17 protein-coding genes are annotated in these 15555 nt (G+C 67.1%); 12 read left to right on the top strand and 5 right to left on the bottom strand.

All coding sequences use genetic code 11. The annotated features are described in order from the left end of the window. Window positions 1-62: 62 nt before the first annotated feature. Window positions 63-1280: an NADP-dependent isocitrate dehydrogenase gene (locus CSEG_RS05960; protein WP_013078352.1), complete on the bottom strand. Its 1218-nt coding sequence runs from the start codon at window positions 1278-1280 to the stop codon at window positions 63-65. 238 nt (window positions 1281-1518) lie between these two features. Between CSEG_RS05960 and CSEG_RS05965 the strand changes: the two genes are divergently transcribed. Then, window positions 1519-4047, top strand: coding sequence for an ATP-binding protein (locus CSEG_RS05965; protein ID WP_041538216.1), 2529 nt, complete (start codon window positions 1519-1521; stop codon window positions 4045-4047). On the opposite strand, the gene CSEG_RS05970 is transcribed toward CSEG_RS05965, so the two are convergent. Further along, a complete protein-coding gene (locus CSEG_RS05970; protein ID WP_013078354.1) occupies window positions 4044-5039 on the bottom strand; it encodes a serine hydrolase in 996 nt (331 codons plus the stop codon). The two genes, CSEG_RS05965 and CSEG_RS05970, sit on opposite strands and share 4 nt — an antisense overlap. 77 nt (window positions 5040-5116) lie before the next feature. On the opposite strand from CSEG_RS05970, the gene CSEG_RS05975 reads away from it, so the two are divergent. The 10 genes from CSEG_RS05975 (at window position 5117) to htpX (ending at window position 13070) form a co-directional block, all read left to right on the top strand. Continuing rightward, complete coding sequence (locus tag CSEG_RS05975; RefSeq protein WP_013078355.1) at window positions 5117-5923, top strand: RNA methyltransferase; 807 nt, start codon at window positions 5117-5119, stop codon at window positions 5921-5923. A 92-nt stretch (window positions 5924-6015) separates the two neighbouring features. Continuing rightward, the gene (locus tag CSEG_RS05980) at window positions 6016-6432 is read left to right on the top strand and encodes a host attachment protein (RefSeq protein WP_013078356.1); all 417 of its coding nucleotides are present in this window, start codon (window positions 6016-6018) and stop codon (window positions 6430-6432) included. A 107-nt stretch (window positions 6433-6539) separates the two neighbouring features. Further along, entirely contained in the window at window positions 6540-7823 is a 1284-nt protein-coding gene (locus tag CSEG_RS05985; protein WP_013078357.1) for a DUF1254 domain-containing protein, read from the top strand. A gap of 67 nt (window positions 7824-7890) precedes the next feature. After that, a complete protein-coding gene (locus CSEG_RS05990; RefSeq protein WP_013078358.1) occupies window positions 7891-9000 on the top strand; it encodes an S-(hydroxymethyl)glutathione dehydrogenase/class III alcohol dehydrogenase in 1110 nt (369 codons plus the stop codon). A 143-nt stretch (window positions 9001-9143) separates the two neighbouring features. Continuing rightward, window positions 9144-9977 (top strand): S-formylglutathione hydrolase, encoded by an 834-nt coding sequence (gene fghA, locus CSEG_RS05995; protein ID WP_013078359.1) that lies wholly within the window; start codon window positions 9144-9146, stop codon window positions 9975-9977. Window positions 9978-10049: 72 nt separating this feature from the next. Beyond that, a complete protein-coding gene (locus tag CSEG_RS06000) occupies window positions 10050-10430 on the top strand; it encodes a hypothetical protein (RefSeq protein ID WP_013078360.1) in 381 nt (126 codons plus the stop codon). A 35-nt stretch (window positions 10431-10465) separates the two neighbouring features. Then, window positions 10466-10771: a hypothetical protein gene (locus tag CSEG_RS06005; protein WP_013078361.1), complete on the top strand. Its 306-nt coding sequence runs from the start codon at window positions 10466-10468 to the stop codon at window positions 10769-10771. A 149-nt stretch (window positions 10772-10920) separates the two neighbouring features. Continuing rightward, the gene (gene rpsD / locus CSEG_RS06010) at window positions 10921-11538 is read left to right on the top strand and encodes a 30S ribosomal protein S4 (protein WP_013078362.1); all 618 of its coding nucleotides are present in this window, start codon (window positions 10921-10923) and stop codon (window positions 11536-11538) included. A gap of 264 nt (window positions 11539-11802) precedes the next feature. Then, on the top strand, window positions 11803-12105 hold the full coding sequence (locus CSEG_RS06015; RefSeq protein ID WP_013078363.1) for a TFIIB-type zinc ribbon-containing protein: 303 nt from the start codon (window positions 11803-11805) through the stop codon (window positions 12103-12105). An 11-nt stretch (window positions 12106-12116) separates the two neighbouring features. Continuing rightward, a complete protein-coding gene (gene htpX, locus CSEG_RS06020) occupies window positions 12117-13070 on the top strand; it encodes a zinc metalloprotease HtpX (protein WP_013078364.1) in 954 nt (317 codons plus the stop codon). Between the two features lie 3 nt (window positions 13071-13073). Here the strand turns inward: htpX and CSEG_RS06025 are convergent, their stop codons facing one another. Beyond that, a complete protein-coding gene (locus tag CSEG_RS06025; RefSeq protein ID WP_013078365.1) occupies window positions 13074-14225 on the bottom strand; it encodes a serine hydrolase domain-containing protein in 1152 nt (383 codons plus the stop codon). 109 nt (window positions 14226-14334) lie between these two features. Here CSEG_RS06025 and CSEG_RS06030 point away from each other — a divergent pair, with 109 nt between their 5' ends. Then, the gene (locus CSEG_RS06030; protein ID WP_013078366.1) at window positions 14335-14676 is read left to right on the top strand and encodes a hypothetical protein; all 342 of its coding nucleotides are present in this window, start codon (window positions 14335-14337) and stop codon (window positions 14674-14676) included. On the opposite strand, the gene CSEG_RS06035 is transcribed toward CSEG_RS06030, so the two are convergent. Together CSEG_RS06035 and grxD are read right to left on the bottom strand one after the other, a co-directional pair. Continuing rightward, on the bottom strand, window positions 14660-15079 hold the full coding sequence (locus tag CSEG_RS06035) for an acyl-CoA thioesterase (protein ID WP_013078367.1): 420 nt from the start codon (window positions 15077-15079) through the stop codon (window positions 14660-14662). The genes CSEG_RS06030 and CSEG_RS06035 overlap by 17 nt on opposite strands. A gap of 82 nt (window positions 15080-15161) precedes the next feature. Next, a complete protein-coding gene (gene grxD / locus CSEG_RS06040; protein WP_013078368.1) occupies window positions 15162-15503 on the bottom strand; it encodes a Grx4 family monothiol glutaredoxin in 342 nt (113 codons plus the stop codon). Window positions 15504-15555: the final 52 nt, after the last annotated feature.

Below are 15555 nucleotides of genomic sequence, written 5' to 3' on the forward strand. Positions count from 1 at the left end.
GAAAAACGCCCCCGGAGCTTGTCCGGGGGCGCCTTTGTCGGCGTCTTCGCTGGAAGCGAAGGTTAGGCGACGGCCATGGCCTTCTTCAGGTTCTCGTCGATCTTGTCGAGGAAGCCTTCGGTGGTCAGCCAGCCTTGCTTGTCACCGACCAGCAGAGCCAGGTCCTTGGTCATGTAGCCGCTCTCGACGGTGTCGACGCAGACCTTCTCAAGGGTGGCGGCGAAGTTGGCCAGTTCGGTGTTGTTGTCGAGCTTGGCGCGGTGGGCCAGGCCACGGGTCCAGGCGAAGATCGAGGCGATCGAGTTGGTCGAGGTGCTCTCGCCCTTCTGATGCTGACGGTAGTGGCGGGTGACCGTGCCGTGGGCGGCTTCGGCTTCCACCGTCTTGCCGTCCGGCGTCATCAGCACCGAGGTCATCAGGCCGAGCGACCCGAAGCCCTGGGCGACGATGTCCGACTGCACGTCGCCGTCGTAGTTCTTGCAAGCCCAGACGTAGCCGCCCGACCACTTCAGCGCCGAGGCGACCATGTCGTCGATCAGGCGGTGCTCGTAGTGGATGCCCAGGGCCTTGAACTTCTCGGCGTACTCGGCGTCGTAGACCTCTTGGAAGATGTCCTTGAAGCGACCGTCATAGGCCTTGAGGATCGTGTTCTTGGTCGACAGGTAGACCGGGTACTTGCGGTTCAGGCCATAGGCGAACGAGGCGTGGGCGAACTCGCGGATCGACTCGTCGAGGTTGTACATCGCCATGGCGACGCCCGAGCCCGGGGCCTTGAACACTTCGTGCTCGATGGTCTGGCCGTCTTCGCCGACGAACTTGATCGTCAGGGTGCCCTTGCCGGGGAACAGGAAGTCGGTGGCGCGGTACTGGTCGCCAAAGGCGTGGCGGCCGACGATGATCGGCTGGGTCCAGCCCGGCACCAGGCGCGGCACGTTCTGGCAGATGATCGGTTCACGGAAGATCACGCCGCCCAGGATGTTGCGGATCGTGCCGTTCGGCGACTTCCACATCTTCTTGAGATTGAATTCCTTCACGCGGGCTTCGTCCGGCGTGATGGTGGCGCACTTGACGGCCACGCCGTGCTTCTTGGTGGCGTTGGCGGCGTCGATCGTCACCTGGTCGTCGGTGGCGTCGCGATTTTCAACCGAAAGGTCGTAGTAATCCAGTTCCAGGTCCAGGTACGGGAAGATCAGCTTATCCTTGATGAGCTTCCAGATGATCCGGGTCATTTCGTCCCCGTCCATGTCGACGACGGGATTGGCGACTTTGATCTTGGCCATTGCGGGGCAGTTCCTCTGGCGGTGGCGCGCCTGGAGCGGCCTGGCGCACAGGGCCAGGACGCGGCGCGGACCGGGTCGCTATAGACTGTTGCGTGGCGAGGGAAAAGCGGATCGGTTGGACGTCTGGCCTCGGCGATGAGCTCGGGGCCGCTGTTTTGGGTGTTCTTCCGTGGGGGCGCGGAGCGAGCGCCGAGTGCGAAGAGCGTGCTTGGTAGGTTGGGCGTTTGGATTTTGGTGAATGACCGATCCGCGGCGTCGGATCGGTGCGGGGGCGTGTTTGAACGGCAGCGCAACAACGAATGGTCAGGTGACAAGGCCCTTGGCGCGGCGCCTGCTGACCATGGTGGCGATGTTGTCCATCGCCGTCACGGGCGTCGCCACGGCGGCCGCATTCGTCTTCGTGCGCGAGAGCGCGGCCGACTCCCAGACCCGTCATCTGGCCGCCTATGTGGGCGAACGCGTCAAGACCGAGGACCGCCTGTTCTCCGACCTCGTGAAGGTTCATGACGCGGCGGGGGAGGCCCTGACCCGACGGCTAGCCCAGAGGGAGGACGCTCGTAAGCTAGCGAGGTTTGACACTCTGTTTCCGGACTACGGTGACGGCACGCGTCGCTCGGCGCCGGGATTGTTCGATGGCGCGCGGATCGGTGAGCAGTACGTCTACGGCGTCGGGGCCTTTCTTCCCCGCGCCGCCACGTTGACGGTCGCCGACAAGGCGCTCATCGTCTCGGCCTTGGAGGTCGTGGCCGCCACCGGGGAAGCCCAGCTCCGCCACTACGACAACTTCTATTTCTTCACGCCGGACTCGCGGCTGGTGATGTTCGGGCCCAAGCGCGCCGACAAGCTCCAGTTCTATCGGCGTGACGCGCCTCCCGACCTCAGCATCGCCTCCGAGGAGATGACGCTCCTGACGTTGCCGGAGAATAATCCCGATGGCGTGATGAAGTGCACCAAGCTTCGGCGGCTGATCTCGGATCCGTCGGGCCGCAGGCTCAACGCGGCCTGCATGACGCCCTTCTACCGGGACGGCCGCTTCGTCGGCGCGTTCGGATCGAGCTTGTCGCTGGATTCCTATCTGCTGCGCGCGGTCGGCGACGCCTTGCCTGGCGGCCGCAACATGATCGTCGCCGACAACGGCGAGCTGATCGCCGCGCAGGCCGTTTCCCGCAAGGGCATGGTCGACGCCGCCGCCCTGCGGCGGTTCGAGACCGAAAGCGATCTCAAGCGGCTGATGCAGCACATCCGGGCGCAGGACCGGGACGTGGGAACTGTGCTTTCCCCGAAGGGCGACCGGCTGGTGGCTTATGGCCGGCTGATCGAGCCTGGCTGGTGGTTCCTGATGACCTTCCCGTCGGGCGATATTGTCTGGTCTTCGCTGAAGACCGCTTCCTGGGTGCTGCTATTCGGTTTCCTGGGCGTGCTCGCTCAGGTTCTGTTGCTGTATCGCCTGACGAACCAGATGGTGGTCGCGCCGCTGCATCACCTGGCCGAAGCTCAAAGACTGGGCGATCCGGCGGCGGCCGCGCCGATCGAGGCGCGCGAGGACGAAATCGGCGTGCTGGCGCGCTCGCTGCGCGGCCAGAGGGACCGTAACGAGGAGCTCTTGCGGTCGCTGGAGGAGCGCGTGGCCGAGCGCACGGCGGAGCTCCAGAGCGCGAACCAGGCCAAGTCGGTCTTCTTGGCCAATATGAGCCATGAGCTGCGCACGCCGCTCAACGGCGTCATCGCCATCAGCGATCGCTTGGCCGAGGAAAGGGATCCCGCGGTGCGTCGCGAGCTCGCGGCGGTGGTTTCATCTTCCGGACGACTACTGGAGCAGGTGCTCAGCGACATCTTGGATGTGTCCAAGATCGAGGCGGGCGAGTTCCAACTCACCCCCGAGCCGTTCGACCTGGCGCGTCTTGTCCAGGGCATGGCCGAACTGCACGCCGCCGCCGCCCAGGCCAAGGCGCTGACCTTCCGCTGGTCGGTCGAGCCGGAGGCGGCGGGAACCTACGAGGGGGATTCGGGACGGATCAGCCAAATCCTCTCGAACCTGCTGGCCAACGCCGTGAAGTTCACCGACGACGGCGAGGTGGCCCTTGAGGTTGATCGGAGCGACGAAGGCGTGCGTTTCGTTGTGCGCGACACCGGGGTCGGGTTTGACGCGTCGGTGCGCGAGCGCTTGTTCAAGCGCTTCGTCCAGGCCGACCAGTCGATCACCCGTCAGTACGGCGGCACGGGGCTTGGCCTGTCCATCTGCGCCGCCCTCACCGACAAGATGGGCGGGCGCATCACCGCCGACGGCGCGCCGGGCGAGGGCGCGCGTTTCGAGGTCGTCCTCCCTCTGCAGCGCTGCGCGGAGCTTCCGGCCGAAGCCGAGGAAGAGGCCGCCGAAACGGTGTCGCTGGAGGGCTTGCGCGTCTTGGTCGCCGAGGACCATCCGACCAATCGCAAGGTCGTGGAGATCGTGCTGGAGCCGTTCGGCGTGGACATGACCCTGGTGGCCGACGGGGAGGCGGCGCTGGCGGCGCTGGATGAAAAGCCGTTCGACGCAGTGTTGATGGACATGCAGATGCCCGTCATGGACGGCCTTTCCGCCACGCGGGCCATCCGCGCGCGGGAGGCCGCCTCGGGCGCGCGTCCGATGCTGGTGATCATGCTGACCGCCAACGCCATGGAAGAGCACATCGCCGCCGCCGAGGCCGCTGGCGCGGACCTGCATCTCGCCAAGCCCCTGCATCCGGCGCAGCTGATCGAGGCCCTGGCGCGCGCCCGGCGGACCTAGAACGACTTCAGCACCGTCCGGCCGGCCTCGGTGATGATCGCCTCGCGCGCGGCGACGTCGGTCGTCGAGCGAGTCAGGAAAACCGCCAGGGCGATGCGCCGACCGTCCTTCAGCTCGATCAGGGCGACCGCATGGCTCTCGGCGACCACGCCGAGGTCGGGACGGGCCGATCCCGCCGCCTGCCAGATCTTGGCGCCTTCAGGCAGGGCGGACGCCAGATAGCCGGGATCGTTTCCGAGAAGCAGGCGGGGGTCCGCGCTCGCGAAGGCTTCGCGCGTGTTGAAGGTTTCCAGGAGCCGAACAACGCCCACAGGCGTGGTCGTGTCGCGTGGATCAGCCGCACGCTGGCGCGCGGCCGTCGCGCGTTTATCGGCGGAGACGCTCGCGAGCGCGCGCCGCCAGGCGGTCTCGCCCCTCCAGTCGGCGCGGAACGAGGCCATGCCCATCGTATCGGTCTCCACCTGTCGGCGATAACGATCCACGGAAACGCCGCGTAGTTGTCTTACGTCCAGCCACCCGTTGACGGCGCCTGGACCGCCTATGCGCTTCGTCAGAAGATCGAGGGCTGTGTTGTCGCCGGTTCGCGCCAGCGCCTCCAGTTCGGCCACGGTGTAGGATTCTCGGCCGGGCCACGCGTCGGCCACCGCGCTGGGCGGTGGCGAGAGGTCGACGTCGCGGGCATCGATCTGCTCGTTCAGGTCCAAGCGGCCGGCCGCCCGCTCCGCCATCACCGCCGCCAGGACGGGGACGCGGGCGGCCCCGCCCAGCACGAACGCGCGATCGCCATTGAAGCCCCAGATCTGACGCGTCCCCAAGTCTTCCGCCGCGACGCCCAGCACCGCCGGCTCGGCTCGCGCCGCGATGGGCAGGATGGCTTTCTGAAGGCCCTTGGGATCCATCGCCGGCTCTTCCTGACCCAGCATTGGTTTCTGCCCACAGGCGGCGAGCAGAGGCAGGGCGGCGAGGGCGGTCAGGAAGGCGCGACGGGACATCCCCGCTAAACGCGGCCATGGCGGTTCGGCTGCCTGCCCTCTTGCGTCCAGGGCTCTGTCGGCGGCAAAGGGTGCGGATGACCGACGAAAACCCGTCCGCCTCGGCGCAACCCGCGCCGCCCTGCGTGATCCTCAACGAACCCCAGCTGGCCGAGAACATCGGCTCGGTCGCGCGGGTCATGGCCAATTTCGGCCTCTATGACCTGCGGCTCGTGCGGCCGCGGGACGGCTGGCCGCAGGAGCGCGCCTGGGCCAGCGCGTCGGGCGCCAACTGGCCGCTCGACGACGCCAAGGTGTTCGACAGCCTGGAAGCGGCGATCGCCGACCTCAAGCTGGTCTACGCCACCACGGCTCGTCCGCGCGAGACGCGGCTGCCCGTTTACACGCCGCGTGAAAGCGCCGGCCATCTGGCCGAGGAGGTCGCTCAAGGCCGCAAGGTCGGCCTGCTGTTCGGGGGCGAGCGCGCCGGTCTGGAGACCCACGACATCGCCCTTTGCCAAGCCATCGTCTCGATCCCGATCGACGAGCGTTTCCGCTCGCTGAACCTGGCCCAGGCGGTGTCGATCAACGCCTACGAATGGAAGATGACCCAGGATGATCGGCCCTGGAAGAAGTTCGAACTCAATGTCGAGGAGCCCGCCGACCAGGCGACGCTGCTGGGTCTCTACGAGCATCTCGAGGACGAACTCGACAAGGCCGGCTTCTATCATCCGCCCGAGAAGAAGCCGTCGATGGTCCGCAACCTGCGTGTCCCGCTGGCCCGGGCTCGACTGACCGACCAGGAGGTTCGCACCTTCCGGGGCGTGATCACCGCGCTCAGCAAGGGGCGCGGCCGCGTGCTGGCCAAGCTGGCCGAGAAGGCGGCCAAGAAGCCGGCTCCTTAAGGACAGGATCCGGCGGCGGATTTGACCTGGATCATCCGCCGCCGGATCGCCGAGGCGCAAGCTGCCGTCAGTGGTTAGCAAGGAGCCTCTCCATGAACCCAGACGCCATCACCCTCGTCGTCGTCGCCGACGGCCGTCGCGCCCGCCTTCTGGAGCAGCCGCGCATCGACGGCCCGCTTCATGACCGTCCCGAATGGCTGGCGGACGTGAAGGAACATCACGACCATGCCGCCCCCAGCCACATCACCCATTCGGGCGACGCCCGGGACCGGGCCGAAAAGGCGTTCCTGACGGGCCTCGCCAAGCGGCTGGAAGGCCTCGCCGCCAAGCATCACTTCGACCAAGTCGTGCTGATCGCGCCGCCGCGCGCGCTGGGCCATCTGCGCGAAGCCCTGTCGCCGGGCCTGCTTAAGAAGGTCGTCGGCTCGGATCCGCACGAGCGGGTCGACGCCACCATCATCACGCTGGAAGCCGCGGTGCACGCCGCGCGCTACGCCCACGCGGCCTGATACGCGCCCGGCGGCTCCCCGGGAGCGGTAGACGGGAGGCGGGCGGCCTTGCGCCGCTCGCTTTTCCCGCGTTCACTCTTCCGAACAAGTGTTTGCGGGAGGGGGCCATGAACCGTCGAAAGCTGCTGGCCTTGGCCGGCGCAGCGAGTTTCGCGCCGGGTCTTCAGGCTCACGCCGCCGCGCCGACGAACGCGACGGCGGCGCAAGACGCTTACCTCTACGCCCTGCCGCTGATCGAGATGGCGACCACCCGCGCGCGGATGCTGAAAGCGCCGGGCGCCGCCATCAACAAGTTGGACCACACGCGGACCCTGGCGGACCACACGTCCCGGCGCGTGACCACGCCCAACAACGACACCCTCTACTCCTGGACTTTCCTGGACCTGACGTGGGGACCCGCGACCCTGACCATCCCGCCGATGGGCGAGCGCTACTACTCGGTGGCGGTGATGGACATGTTCACCAACAACAACGTGGTGCTGGGGACGCGCACGATCGGCGGGGAGGGCGGGACCTTCACGCTGGTTGGGCCGGGGCAGGTTGCGAGCGGACCCAATCCGACCCGCATCGCCACGCCGCATGCGTGGCTGCTGCTGCGGGTGCTGACCGACGGTGGCGAAGACCTCGCCGCCGCGCACAAGGCGCAGGACGGTTTCCAGCTGAAGGGTCCGACAGCCGCGCCCGTGCCGACCTACGCCACGCGGGACGCCGCGCCAGACGCCTATTTCGCCTCGGCTCGAGCGCTTCTGGCCAGCGATCCGGCTCCCCCGAGCGACTTACGGCTCCTGCGCCGCACGGCTCCGTTCCTGGGCGCGGGCCCCTTCGACCCGGCTGTGGCGGCCGATGGCGTCGAAGAAGCGCGGCTGATCACCATGTTCGCCAAGGGGCGGCAGACGTTCACTGGCGGCTGGGCCTATCCGCGTCCCAATCTCGGCGACTACGGCCAGGACTATCTCTATCGCGCCATCGTCGCCCTGCAGGGGCTGGGCGCGCTACCGGTGGCCGAAGCGATGTACATGAAGGCGGCCGGCGATGACGGGGCGGGGACCTTCATCGGCGACGGCCTCTACCGGCTGAGCCTGCCCGCGCGCTTGCCGCTGGACGGCTTCTGGTCGCTGTCGATGTACGAGGCCACGAAGGACGGGCAGTTCTTCTTCACCGACAATCCGCTGGGCCGCTACACGATCGGCGATCGCACGCGGGGGCTGAAGCGCAACGCCGACGGTTCGCTGGACATCTGGATCGGCCGGACCGATCCCGGCGGCGAACGCTCGGCCAACTGGCTGCCAGCGCCTAAGGCCGGACCGTTCGCCATGTATCTGCGCGCCTATCTGCCCAGGGCCGAACTGCTGGACGGTCGCTTCCGCCTGCCGCCCGTCGTCAAGGCCTGATCGGGGCTCGACCCGGACGGCGCGCGGCGGCAAAGTCGCGCCGACTCGCTGTTGAGGAGACCTGCCGATGAAAACCCGCGCCGCCGTTGCTTTCGAAGCCAAGAAGCCGCTGGAGATCGTCGAGGTCGACCTCGAAGGGCCCAAGGCCGGCGAGGTGATGGTCGAGATCAAGGCGACGGGCGTCTGCCACACCGACGCCTACACGCTGGACGGCTTCGACAGCGAGGGCATCTTCCCCTCGATCCTGGGCCACGAGGGCGCGGGCGTGGTGGTCGAGGTCGGCCCTGGGGTGACCAGCGTGGCGGTCGGCGACCACGTGATCCCGCTCTACACGCCCGAATGCCGTCAGTGCAAAAGCTGTCTGTCGGGCAAGACCAACCTGTGCACGGCGATCCGCGCCACCCAAGGCAAGGGCCTGATGCCGGACGGCACCAGCCGGTTCTCGTACAAGGGCCAGCCGATCTATCACTACATGGGCTGCTCGACCTTCTCGAACTACACGGTCCTGCCCGAGATCGCGGTCGCCAAGATCCGCCGCGACGCGCCGTTCAAGACGGCCTGCTACTGCGGCTGCGGCGTGACGACGGGCGTCGGCGCGGTCACCAACACCGCCAAGGTCGAGCCGGGCGCCAACGCCATCGTCTTCGGCCTGGGCGGCATCGGCCTGAACGTCATCCAGGGCCTGAAGCTGGTCGGCGCCAACATGATCGTCGGCGTCGACATCAATCCGGACCGCGAAGAGTGGGGCCGCAAGTTCGGCATGACCCACTTCGTCAATCCCAAGGACGTGCAGGGCGACCTCGTCCAGCACCTGGTGGCGCTGACCGACGGCGGCGCGGACTACACCTTCGACGCCACCGGCAACACCGGCGTCATGCGGACGGCTCTGGAGGCCTGCCACCGCGGCTGGGGCGAGAGCATCATCATCGGCGTGGCCGAGGCGGGGAAGGAGATCTCCACCCGTCCGTTCCAGCTGGTCACCGGACGGGTCTGGCGCGGCACGGCCTTCGGCGGCGCGCGGGGGCGCACCGACACGCCCAAGATCGTCGACTGGTACATGGACGGGAAGATCCAGATCGACCCGATGATCACCCACGTCCTGCCGCTGGAAGAGATCAACAAGGCCTTCGACCTGATGCACGCGGGCGAGAGCATCCGGACCGTGGTGACGTTCTAGCGTCAAGTTTCCTCCCCCTTGATGGGGGAGGGTAGGGTGGGGGGTGACGCTGGCGTTTGACGCCGTGCGCGTCGCCACCCTCGTAGATCACCCCCATCCCCAACCCTTCCCCCATCAAGGGGGAAGGGAGTGGAGGCAAGCCCATGACCGTAGAAACCCTCTCCACCCACCGCGTTCACGGCGGAGCGCTGCGTTACTGCCGCCACGACAGCACCAGCACCGGCACGCCGATGAAGTTCACGGTGTGGACGCCGGACGGGCAGGGGCCGTTCCCCTACCTCGTCTGGCTGTCGGGCCTGACCTGCACCGAGGACAATTTCACAGTGAAGTCGGGCGTCTACCAACACGCCGCCCGGCACGGGATCGCGATCGTCGCGCCGGACACCAGCCCTCGTGGAGAAGGCGTCGCCGACGATCCGGCGTACGACCTGGGGCAGGGGGCCGGCTTCTACGTCGACGCCACCCAGGCCCCGTGGGCGCCGCATTTCATGATGCACTCCTACGTCACCGGCGACCTGCTGGCGGCGGTCGAGGGGGCGTTCCCGCTGGACGGCGCGCGCAAGGGGATCTTCGGCCACTCGATGGGCGGCCATGGGGCCCTGACCATCGCCCTGAAGCATCCCGAGCTCTTCAAGTCGGTCAGCGCCTTCGCGCCGATCGTCTCGCCGCTGAACTGCCCCTGGGGCGACAAGGCGCTGAGCGCCTATCTGGGGCCGGATCGCGCCGCCTGGCGTCCTTACGACGCCTGCGCCCTGATCGAGGACGGCAAGGGCGCTGAGTTCGACGACATCCTGATCGACCAGGGTCTGGCCGACAACTTCCTGGAGAACCAGCTGAAGCCCGAGCTGATCGAAGCCGCCGCCGCCAAGGCCGGCCGCGAGGTCACGGTGCGGCGGCAGGCGGGCTACGACCACAGCTATTTCTTCATCAGCACCTTCATCGGCGATCACCTGGCGTTCCACGCTGCGCGGTTGTGACTCTTTCGTAATTCATCCTGGGTTCAGGCGGCGGGCGGTCCTCTCACGGTCAAGCTGACTGGAGGGGAAACCATGAAACTCGCACCGCTCGCCGCCGTTATCACCGTGGGCCTGAGCACCTCGGCCTGCGTGATCATCGACGCCGACGAGGGCCGCCACGACGTCTCTGTAACCCGAAGCGTTTCGGACGGCCTCGAGCCTCTGCAGGCCGTGCGGGTGGAGCGGGATGATCTCGTCATCCGCGTCTCGTCCAATGGCTGCACGCGCTCCGACGACTTCGCGGTCGAGAGCCAGCGCCGTGATGGCCTCACCGCCTTCACCTTCACCCGCAAACGGCCTGACATGTGCCGCGCGCTGGTCGCCGAGGGTGTCGAGCTACGCTATCCGCTGGAGACGTTCGGCGTGGCTCGCGGCGACAAGATCCGCGTGCGCAATCCACTCGCACGCCCTTAGATTGACCTCGGCGGAGCTTGGCTTAGGCTCCCGCCATGCTCCGCGCGCAACCCGACCGCCACGACGACGTCGTCAATCCGTTGAGGCCCTGGCGCTCCGCGGTGCTGATATTCCTGGCCGGTTGGGCGGTGGTGCTGGCCGACATCCTGGATCTGCCGATGCAGGGGCGCGGCGCGCGGCGTGAAGGGTTCGAGCCCGCCATCCTTTGGCTTCCCTTCCTGTGCGTGGCCGCCTACTTGGCGCTATGGATGGCCTGGAGCGCTCGCGACGGTCATTGGAAGAGGCGATCACGAGCCCTGCGCGATAGGCTCCGGGACGAGGGCGCGTCGCCCCAAGATTGACTCCCCGTCGACCTTCGATCATAAACCGCGCCTTCACGCCGCCGGCTCGCCGCGCGGCGCGATGACCTTATGACGGATTGACCCGAAGCCGCCGTTGCAATCGCACCTCTCTCGAGGGGAGCCGGCCCGGATCGTTAGAAAGAACGACTATGTCGAAGCGCCATAGCGCCAAGTACAAGATCGACCGCCGCATGGGTGAAAACCTGTGGGGCCGTCCGAAGTCCCCGGTCAACTCGCGCTCCTACGGCCCGGGCCAACACGGCCAGCGCCGCAAGAGCAAGGTTTCGGACTTCGGTCTGCAGCTGCGCGCCAAGCAAAAGCTGAAGGGTTACTACGGTAACCTGACCGAGAAGCAATTCTCGCGCACCTACGAGGAAGCCGCCCGCCGCAAGGGCAACACCTCGGAGAACCTGATCGGCCTGCTCGAATCGCGCCTGGACGCCATCGTCTATCGCGCCAAGTTCGTGCCGACCCCGTTCGCCGCGCGTCAGTTCGTCAACCACGGCCACGTCCTGGTGAACGGCAAGCGCGTCAACATCCCGTCGTACCGCTGCAAGCCGGGCGACGTGATCAGCGTTCGCGAAAAGTCGCGCAACATGGCTCTGGTTCTGGAGTCGCTGGCCTCGAACGAACGTGACTTCTGCGAGTACGTTTCGGTCGAAGCCAAGTCGATGACCGCCACCTTCGTCCGCGCTCCGGAACTGTCGGAAGTTCCGTATCCGGTGAAGATGGAACCGAACCTCGTCGTCGAATTCTACGCCTCGTAAGCGTCGGATCCGAAGCGATACGGAAAAGGCCCCGGAGCGATCCGGGGCCTTTTTTCTTTCCGCCCTCTTGAAGCCCGCCGCGTGGCTGCTTAGCTCAGTAACAGCGGGACCGGGCCCCTCTGGCGAGCGATGCAAGCGCTCGTGATGTCGGACCGCATCGGGTGTTCTCGATGTCTTGGGTCCGGCCGCCTATGCCCCCCTCCCCGAAAGGCGCCGTGCTCGGTCGAGAACACCCGATCCATCCTTTGGACCGGAGGTTCCTAAATGCCGCTTCTGATGTGCCCCAACTGCGACGGCTCCATGCAGGCCGTGCAACGCGCTGGCGTCGAGTTCGACATGTGCCCGCGTTGCCGTGGCGTGTGGCTGGATCGGGGCGAACTCGAGAAGCTGATGGCGCTGGAGCGAGAGGAGGCGCAGGCCGCCTACGGCCAGCCTCGGCCGTATAGTCGCCCCGACCACCATCACGACCACCGGCCGGACGGCTACAAGCGTCACGACGACGACCATCGCGGCGCATACGGCTATAAGAAGAAAAAGCGCTTCGACCTGTTCGACATCTTCGACTGACAGACAAACCGATGAACCACTTCAAGACCTATATGCTGCTGGCGGGCCTGACGGCTCTGTTCGCCGGCGCCGGCTACCTGATCGGCGGCCCGACCGGCATGGCGATCGCCCTGGTCCTGGCCGTGGCGATGAACGCCTTCTCGTACTGGAACGCCGACAAGATCGTGCTGCGGACCTACGGCGCCGTCGAGGTCGACGAGAGCCACCCGGAGCCGCTGATCCGCAACTACGCGAGCGACGTCGCTGAAATGGCGGCCCAGGCCGGTCTGCCACGCCCGCGCATCACGATCATCGACAGCGTCCAGCCGAACGCTTTCGCCACCGGCCGCGATCCGGCCCACGCGGCGGTCGCCGCCACCACGGGCCTGCTGTCGCTGCTCACGCGCGACGAGATCCGCGGCGTGATGGCCCACGAGCTGGCCCACGTGAAGAACCGCGACACTCTGACCATGACTGTCACGGCGACGATCGCCGGCGCGATCTCGGCCCTCGCCAACTTCGCCTTCTTCTTCGGCGGTTCGCGCGACGAGGAAGGCAATGGCGGCGGCCTTGGCGGGATGATCGGCGCGATCGCCCTGGCCATTCTGGCCCCGATCGCCGCGATGCTGGTGCAGATGGCCATCAGCCGGGCCCGCGAATACGAGGCCGACCGCGTCGGCGCTCACATCGCGGGCGACTCCGACTCGCTCGCCCGCGCTCTAGAGAAGATCGAAGCCTACGCGCGCGGCGGCTATGAGAACGTGCAGGCCGAGCGCAATCCGGCCACGGCCCACATGTTCATCATCAACCCGCTGGCCGGGAAGGGCGCGGACAGCCTCTTCTCGACCCATCCGGCCACTCGCAACCGGGTCGAGGCTTTGATGCGCCTGGGCGTGCGGCAGGGCGCGCGGCGCGCGGCGGTTCCCGTGTCGGAACCGGCGGTTCGGCCCAGCGGCCTGGGCGGTAAGGCCGGTCCCTGGGGCTAGGGCCTAGGGCGTCAGCGCGGGCAGCCGGCTATACTCCCAGGACCAGGGAGCGCCGGTCTCGCCGAGCGCGGCCTTGACCAGAGCCGGGATGACCCGCTGGCCAACGCCGCTGTTGGTCAGGATGACCACGCAGCGGCGGCCCTTTCCGACGCAGACCAGCATGTTGTCGGTGATCTCGTTGTGGCCGCCCTTCAAGAACGAAGGACCTTGAGGGCCGTCGAACACGACCACGCCGATGCCGGCCGCCAGCCCGATCTTGGCGTTGTCCGGGTTCTCCTCGGTGGTCAGGGTGGGGAATTCGTGGGCGCTCTTGATCGGTAGGCTGGGCTTGGCGAACTCGGCGCGGGCCTTGGCCGAAAGGCCCCAACCCGAGGCCATGGCGGCCGCCAGCTTGCCCATGTCGCCGATCGTGGTGTCCAGCGAGCCGGCCGCCTTGACGCTGGATCGGTCGTCGTGGGGCTCCCACTTGCCGTTCTCGTCCTGGCCGTCGGCGAGGTTTCCGGCGAAGTCGTCGCGCCAGATCATGCTGGACCGCGTCATGCCCAGCGGTTGGAACAGCCGCCGGTTCATCTCCTCGCCGACATTCAAGCCCAGGCCTTGCTCGATGACGAACTGCATCAGGTTGATGCCTTCGCCCGCATAGGCGTAGCGGCTTCCTGGCTGGAACTTGATGTCCAGCTTCTCGTCGGGATTCAGCCAGCGGAAATTCGGGAAGCCGGCCGAATGGGTCATCAGCATTCGCGGCGTGATCTCGCGCCAGCGCGGGTCGTTGGCCAGGTCTGCATAGGCCTTGTAGTCGGGCAGGGGCTTGGGAAGGTAGGTCGCGATCGGCTTGTCGAGGTCCAGTTTGCCCTCGTCGACCAGCATCATGACGTAATAGGCGAATGTCGCCTTGGTCACCGAGGCCGCGTACATCACGGTGTCCGGCGTCAGGGGATCGCCCTTGGCGTTGCGTACGCCGCGAGCCGTTACATAGGCGAGCTTGCCATTCTCGACGAGCGCCACGGCCACGCCGGGAATCTTGCCCGCATCCCTCAGTCGGTCGATCTCGGCGTCCAGTTTCCGGTCGTCCGAAGCGGCGGAGGCTGGCCCGATGGAAGCGGCGGCCAGAACGACGGCCCATCCGAGGGCCGCGAAAGCAGAACGAATGCGCACGAAGACTCACTCCAAGACTGGTCAGGCGCCCAGCGACGGGTGATCTTCAACTCAGTTCGAGTGGTTCGTACAGAGGTCGATGAGCGGGCGCATTTCACGCAGGGGTTTCATGCTCGCCGGCGCGACCTTCGCGCTGGTGGGTTGCGCGACGACGCCCCGGCTGGTTTCCGGCGAGACCTGGCCCGAGCTCGAGCCGCTGCTCATGGTCTCGCTTGGCCGTCACGCGGTGACGATCCGGATCGAAAGCCGAGGCTGCGCGGATCGCGCCAACATGGTGTTCCGGGTGGATCGCCAGGATGGCCGCGCGGTGGTCGCCTTCGCCCGGCGGCGGCTGGAGACGTGCAAGGGCCCGAGGGGCTGGGCGGACATGACGTTCAGCTATGAAGAGTTGGGCTTGAAGCGTGGCGAGCGGATCGTGATCGCCAATCCGGTCATCAGCCCTTCGGCGTGAAGCGCTCGACCATCCAGGGAAGCACCCGCGCGGGGCGCTTGGCGGCGATATCGATCAGGACCCAATCCGTGCGGCTCTGGGCGCACATCTCGCCGTCGGGGCCGTCGATGCGGACATAGCGCTCGAAGCGCGGTCCCTTCAGCTCGCCGACCCAGGTGTAGCCCGTGGCGATCTCGCCCGGCAGCAGCTCGCGGCGGTAGTCTATCTCGTGACGGCGCGCGACCCAGCTCCACGGCGCCCGCTGCTCGTCGCTGGCCCAGGCTTCCCAATGGGCGATGGCGAGGTCCTGCGCCCAGCCCAGATAGACCACGTTGTTGACGTGGCCGTTGGCGTCGATGTCCGACGCCTTGGGCTCGAAGGTCAGGGAAAAGGCGTCAGAGGGCGGGACGAACAGCCGGCTCACGCGCGTCGCCGCGCGTTGTTTTTAGAGGGTGAGCCCTCCAAGCGGCGAACCGCTATGCACTTCGCCTGAGGGCTCACGCGGATTACGCCGCGAGCACGCCTTGTTCGGCCAGGAAGGTCTTCAGCTCGCCCGACTGGAACATCTCGCGGACGATGTCGCTGCCGCCGACGAATTCGCCCTTCACATAGAGCTGGGGGATGGTCGGCCAGTCGGTGAAGGTCTTGACGCCCTGGCGCAGATCGTCGTCCTGCAAGACGTCGACGCCGACGAACGCGACGCCCAGGTGGTCGAGGATCTGCACCACGACCGACGAGAAACCGCAGCGCGGCTGATCGGGCACGCCCTTCATGAACACCACGACCGGGTTCTCGGCCACGGTCTTGGCGATGAAGTCGAGGGCGGGGGAGGTGGCGGCGTCGGTCATGGAGAAAGGATCCTTGGCGAAGGCTCTCAGCTAGGCGCCGCCGGGGGCGGGG

The organism is Caulobacter segnis ATCC 21756 (genome assembly GCF_000092285.1).
GTDB lineage: Bacteria > Pseudomonadota > Alphaproteobacteria > Caulobacterales > Caulobacteraceae > Caulobacter > Caulobacter segnis.

Excerpts from the sequence above, each read along its gene's own strand:
- CSEG_RS05960 (WP_013078352.1), bottom strand. The coding sequence starts at position 1,280 with ATGGCCAAGATCAAAGTCGCCAATCCCGTCGTCGACATGGACGGGGAC.
- CSEG_RS05965 (WP_041538216.1), top strand. The coding sequence starts at position 1,519 with ATGACCGATCCGCGGCGTCGGATCGGTGCGGGGGCGTGTTTGAACGGC.
- CSEG_RS05970 (WP_013078354.1), bottom strand. The coding sequence starts at position 5,039 with ATGTCCCGTCGCGCCTTCCTGACCGCCCTCGCCGCCCTGCCTCTGCTC.
- CSEG_RS05975 (WP_013078355.1), top strand. The coding sequence starts at position 5,117 with ATGACCGACGAAAACCCGTCCGCCTCGGCGCAACCCGCGCCGCCCTGC.
- CSEG_RS05980 (WP_013078356.1), top strand. The coding sequence starts at position 6,016 with ATGAACCCAGACGCCATCACCCTCGTCGTCGTCGCCGACGGCCGTCGC.
- CSEG_RS05985 (WP_013078357.1), top strand. The coding sequence starts at position 6,540 with ATGAACCGTCGAAAGCTGCTGGCCTTGGCCGGCGCAGCGAGTTTCGCG.
- CSEG_RS05990 (WP_013078358.1), top strand. The coding sequence starts at position 7,891 with ATGAAAACCCGCGCCGCCGTTGCTTTCGAAGCCAAGAAGCCGCTGGAG.
- fghA (WP_013078359.1), top strand. The coding sequence starts at position 9,144 with ATGACCGTAGAAACCCTCTCCACCCACCGCGTTCACGGCGGAGCGCTG.
- CSEG_RS06000 (WP_013078360.1), top strand. The coding sequence starts at position 10,050 with ATGAAACTCGCACCGCTCGCCGCCGTTATCACCGTGGGCCTGAGCACC.
- CSEG_RS06005 (WP_013078361.1), top strand. The coding sequence starts at position 10,466 with ATGCTCCGCGCGCAACCCGACCGCCACGACGACGTCGTCAATCCGTTG.
- rpsD (WP_013078362.1), top strand. The coding sequence starts at position 10,921 with ATGTCGAAGCGCCATAGCGCCAAGTACAAGATCGACCGCCGCATGGGT.
- CSEG_RS06015 (WP_013078363.1), top strand. The coding sequence starts at position 11,803 with ATGCCGCTTCTGATGTGCCCCAACTGCGACGGCTCCATGCAGGCCGTG.
- htpX (WP_013078364.1), top strand. The coding sequence starts at position 12,117 with ATGAACCACTTCAAGACCTATATGCTGCTGGCGGGCCTGACGGCTCTG.
- CSEG_RS06030 (WP_013078366.1), top strand. The coding sequence starts at position 14,335 with ATGCTCGCCGGCGCGACCTTCGCGCTGGTGGGTTGCGCGACGACGCCC.
- grxD (WP_013078368.1), bottom strand. The coding sequence starts at position 15,503 with ATGACCGACGCCGCCACCTCCCCCGCCCTCGACTTCATCGCCAAGACC.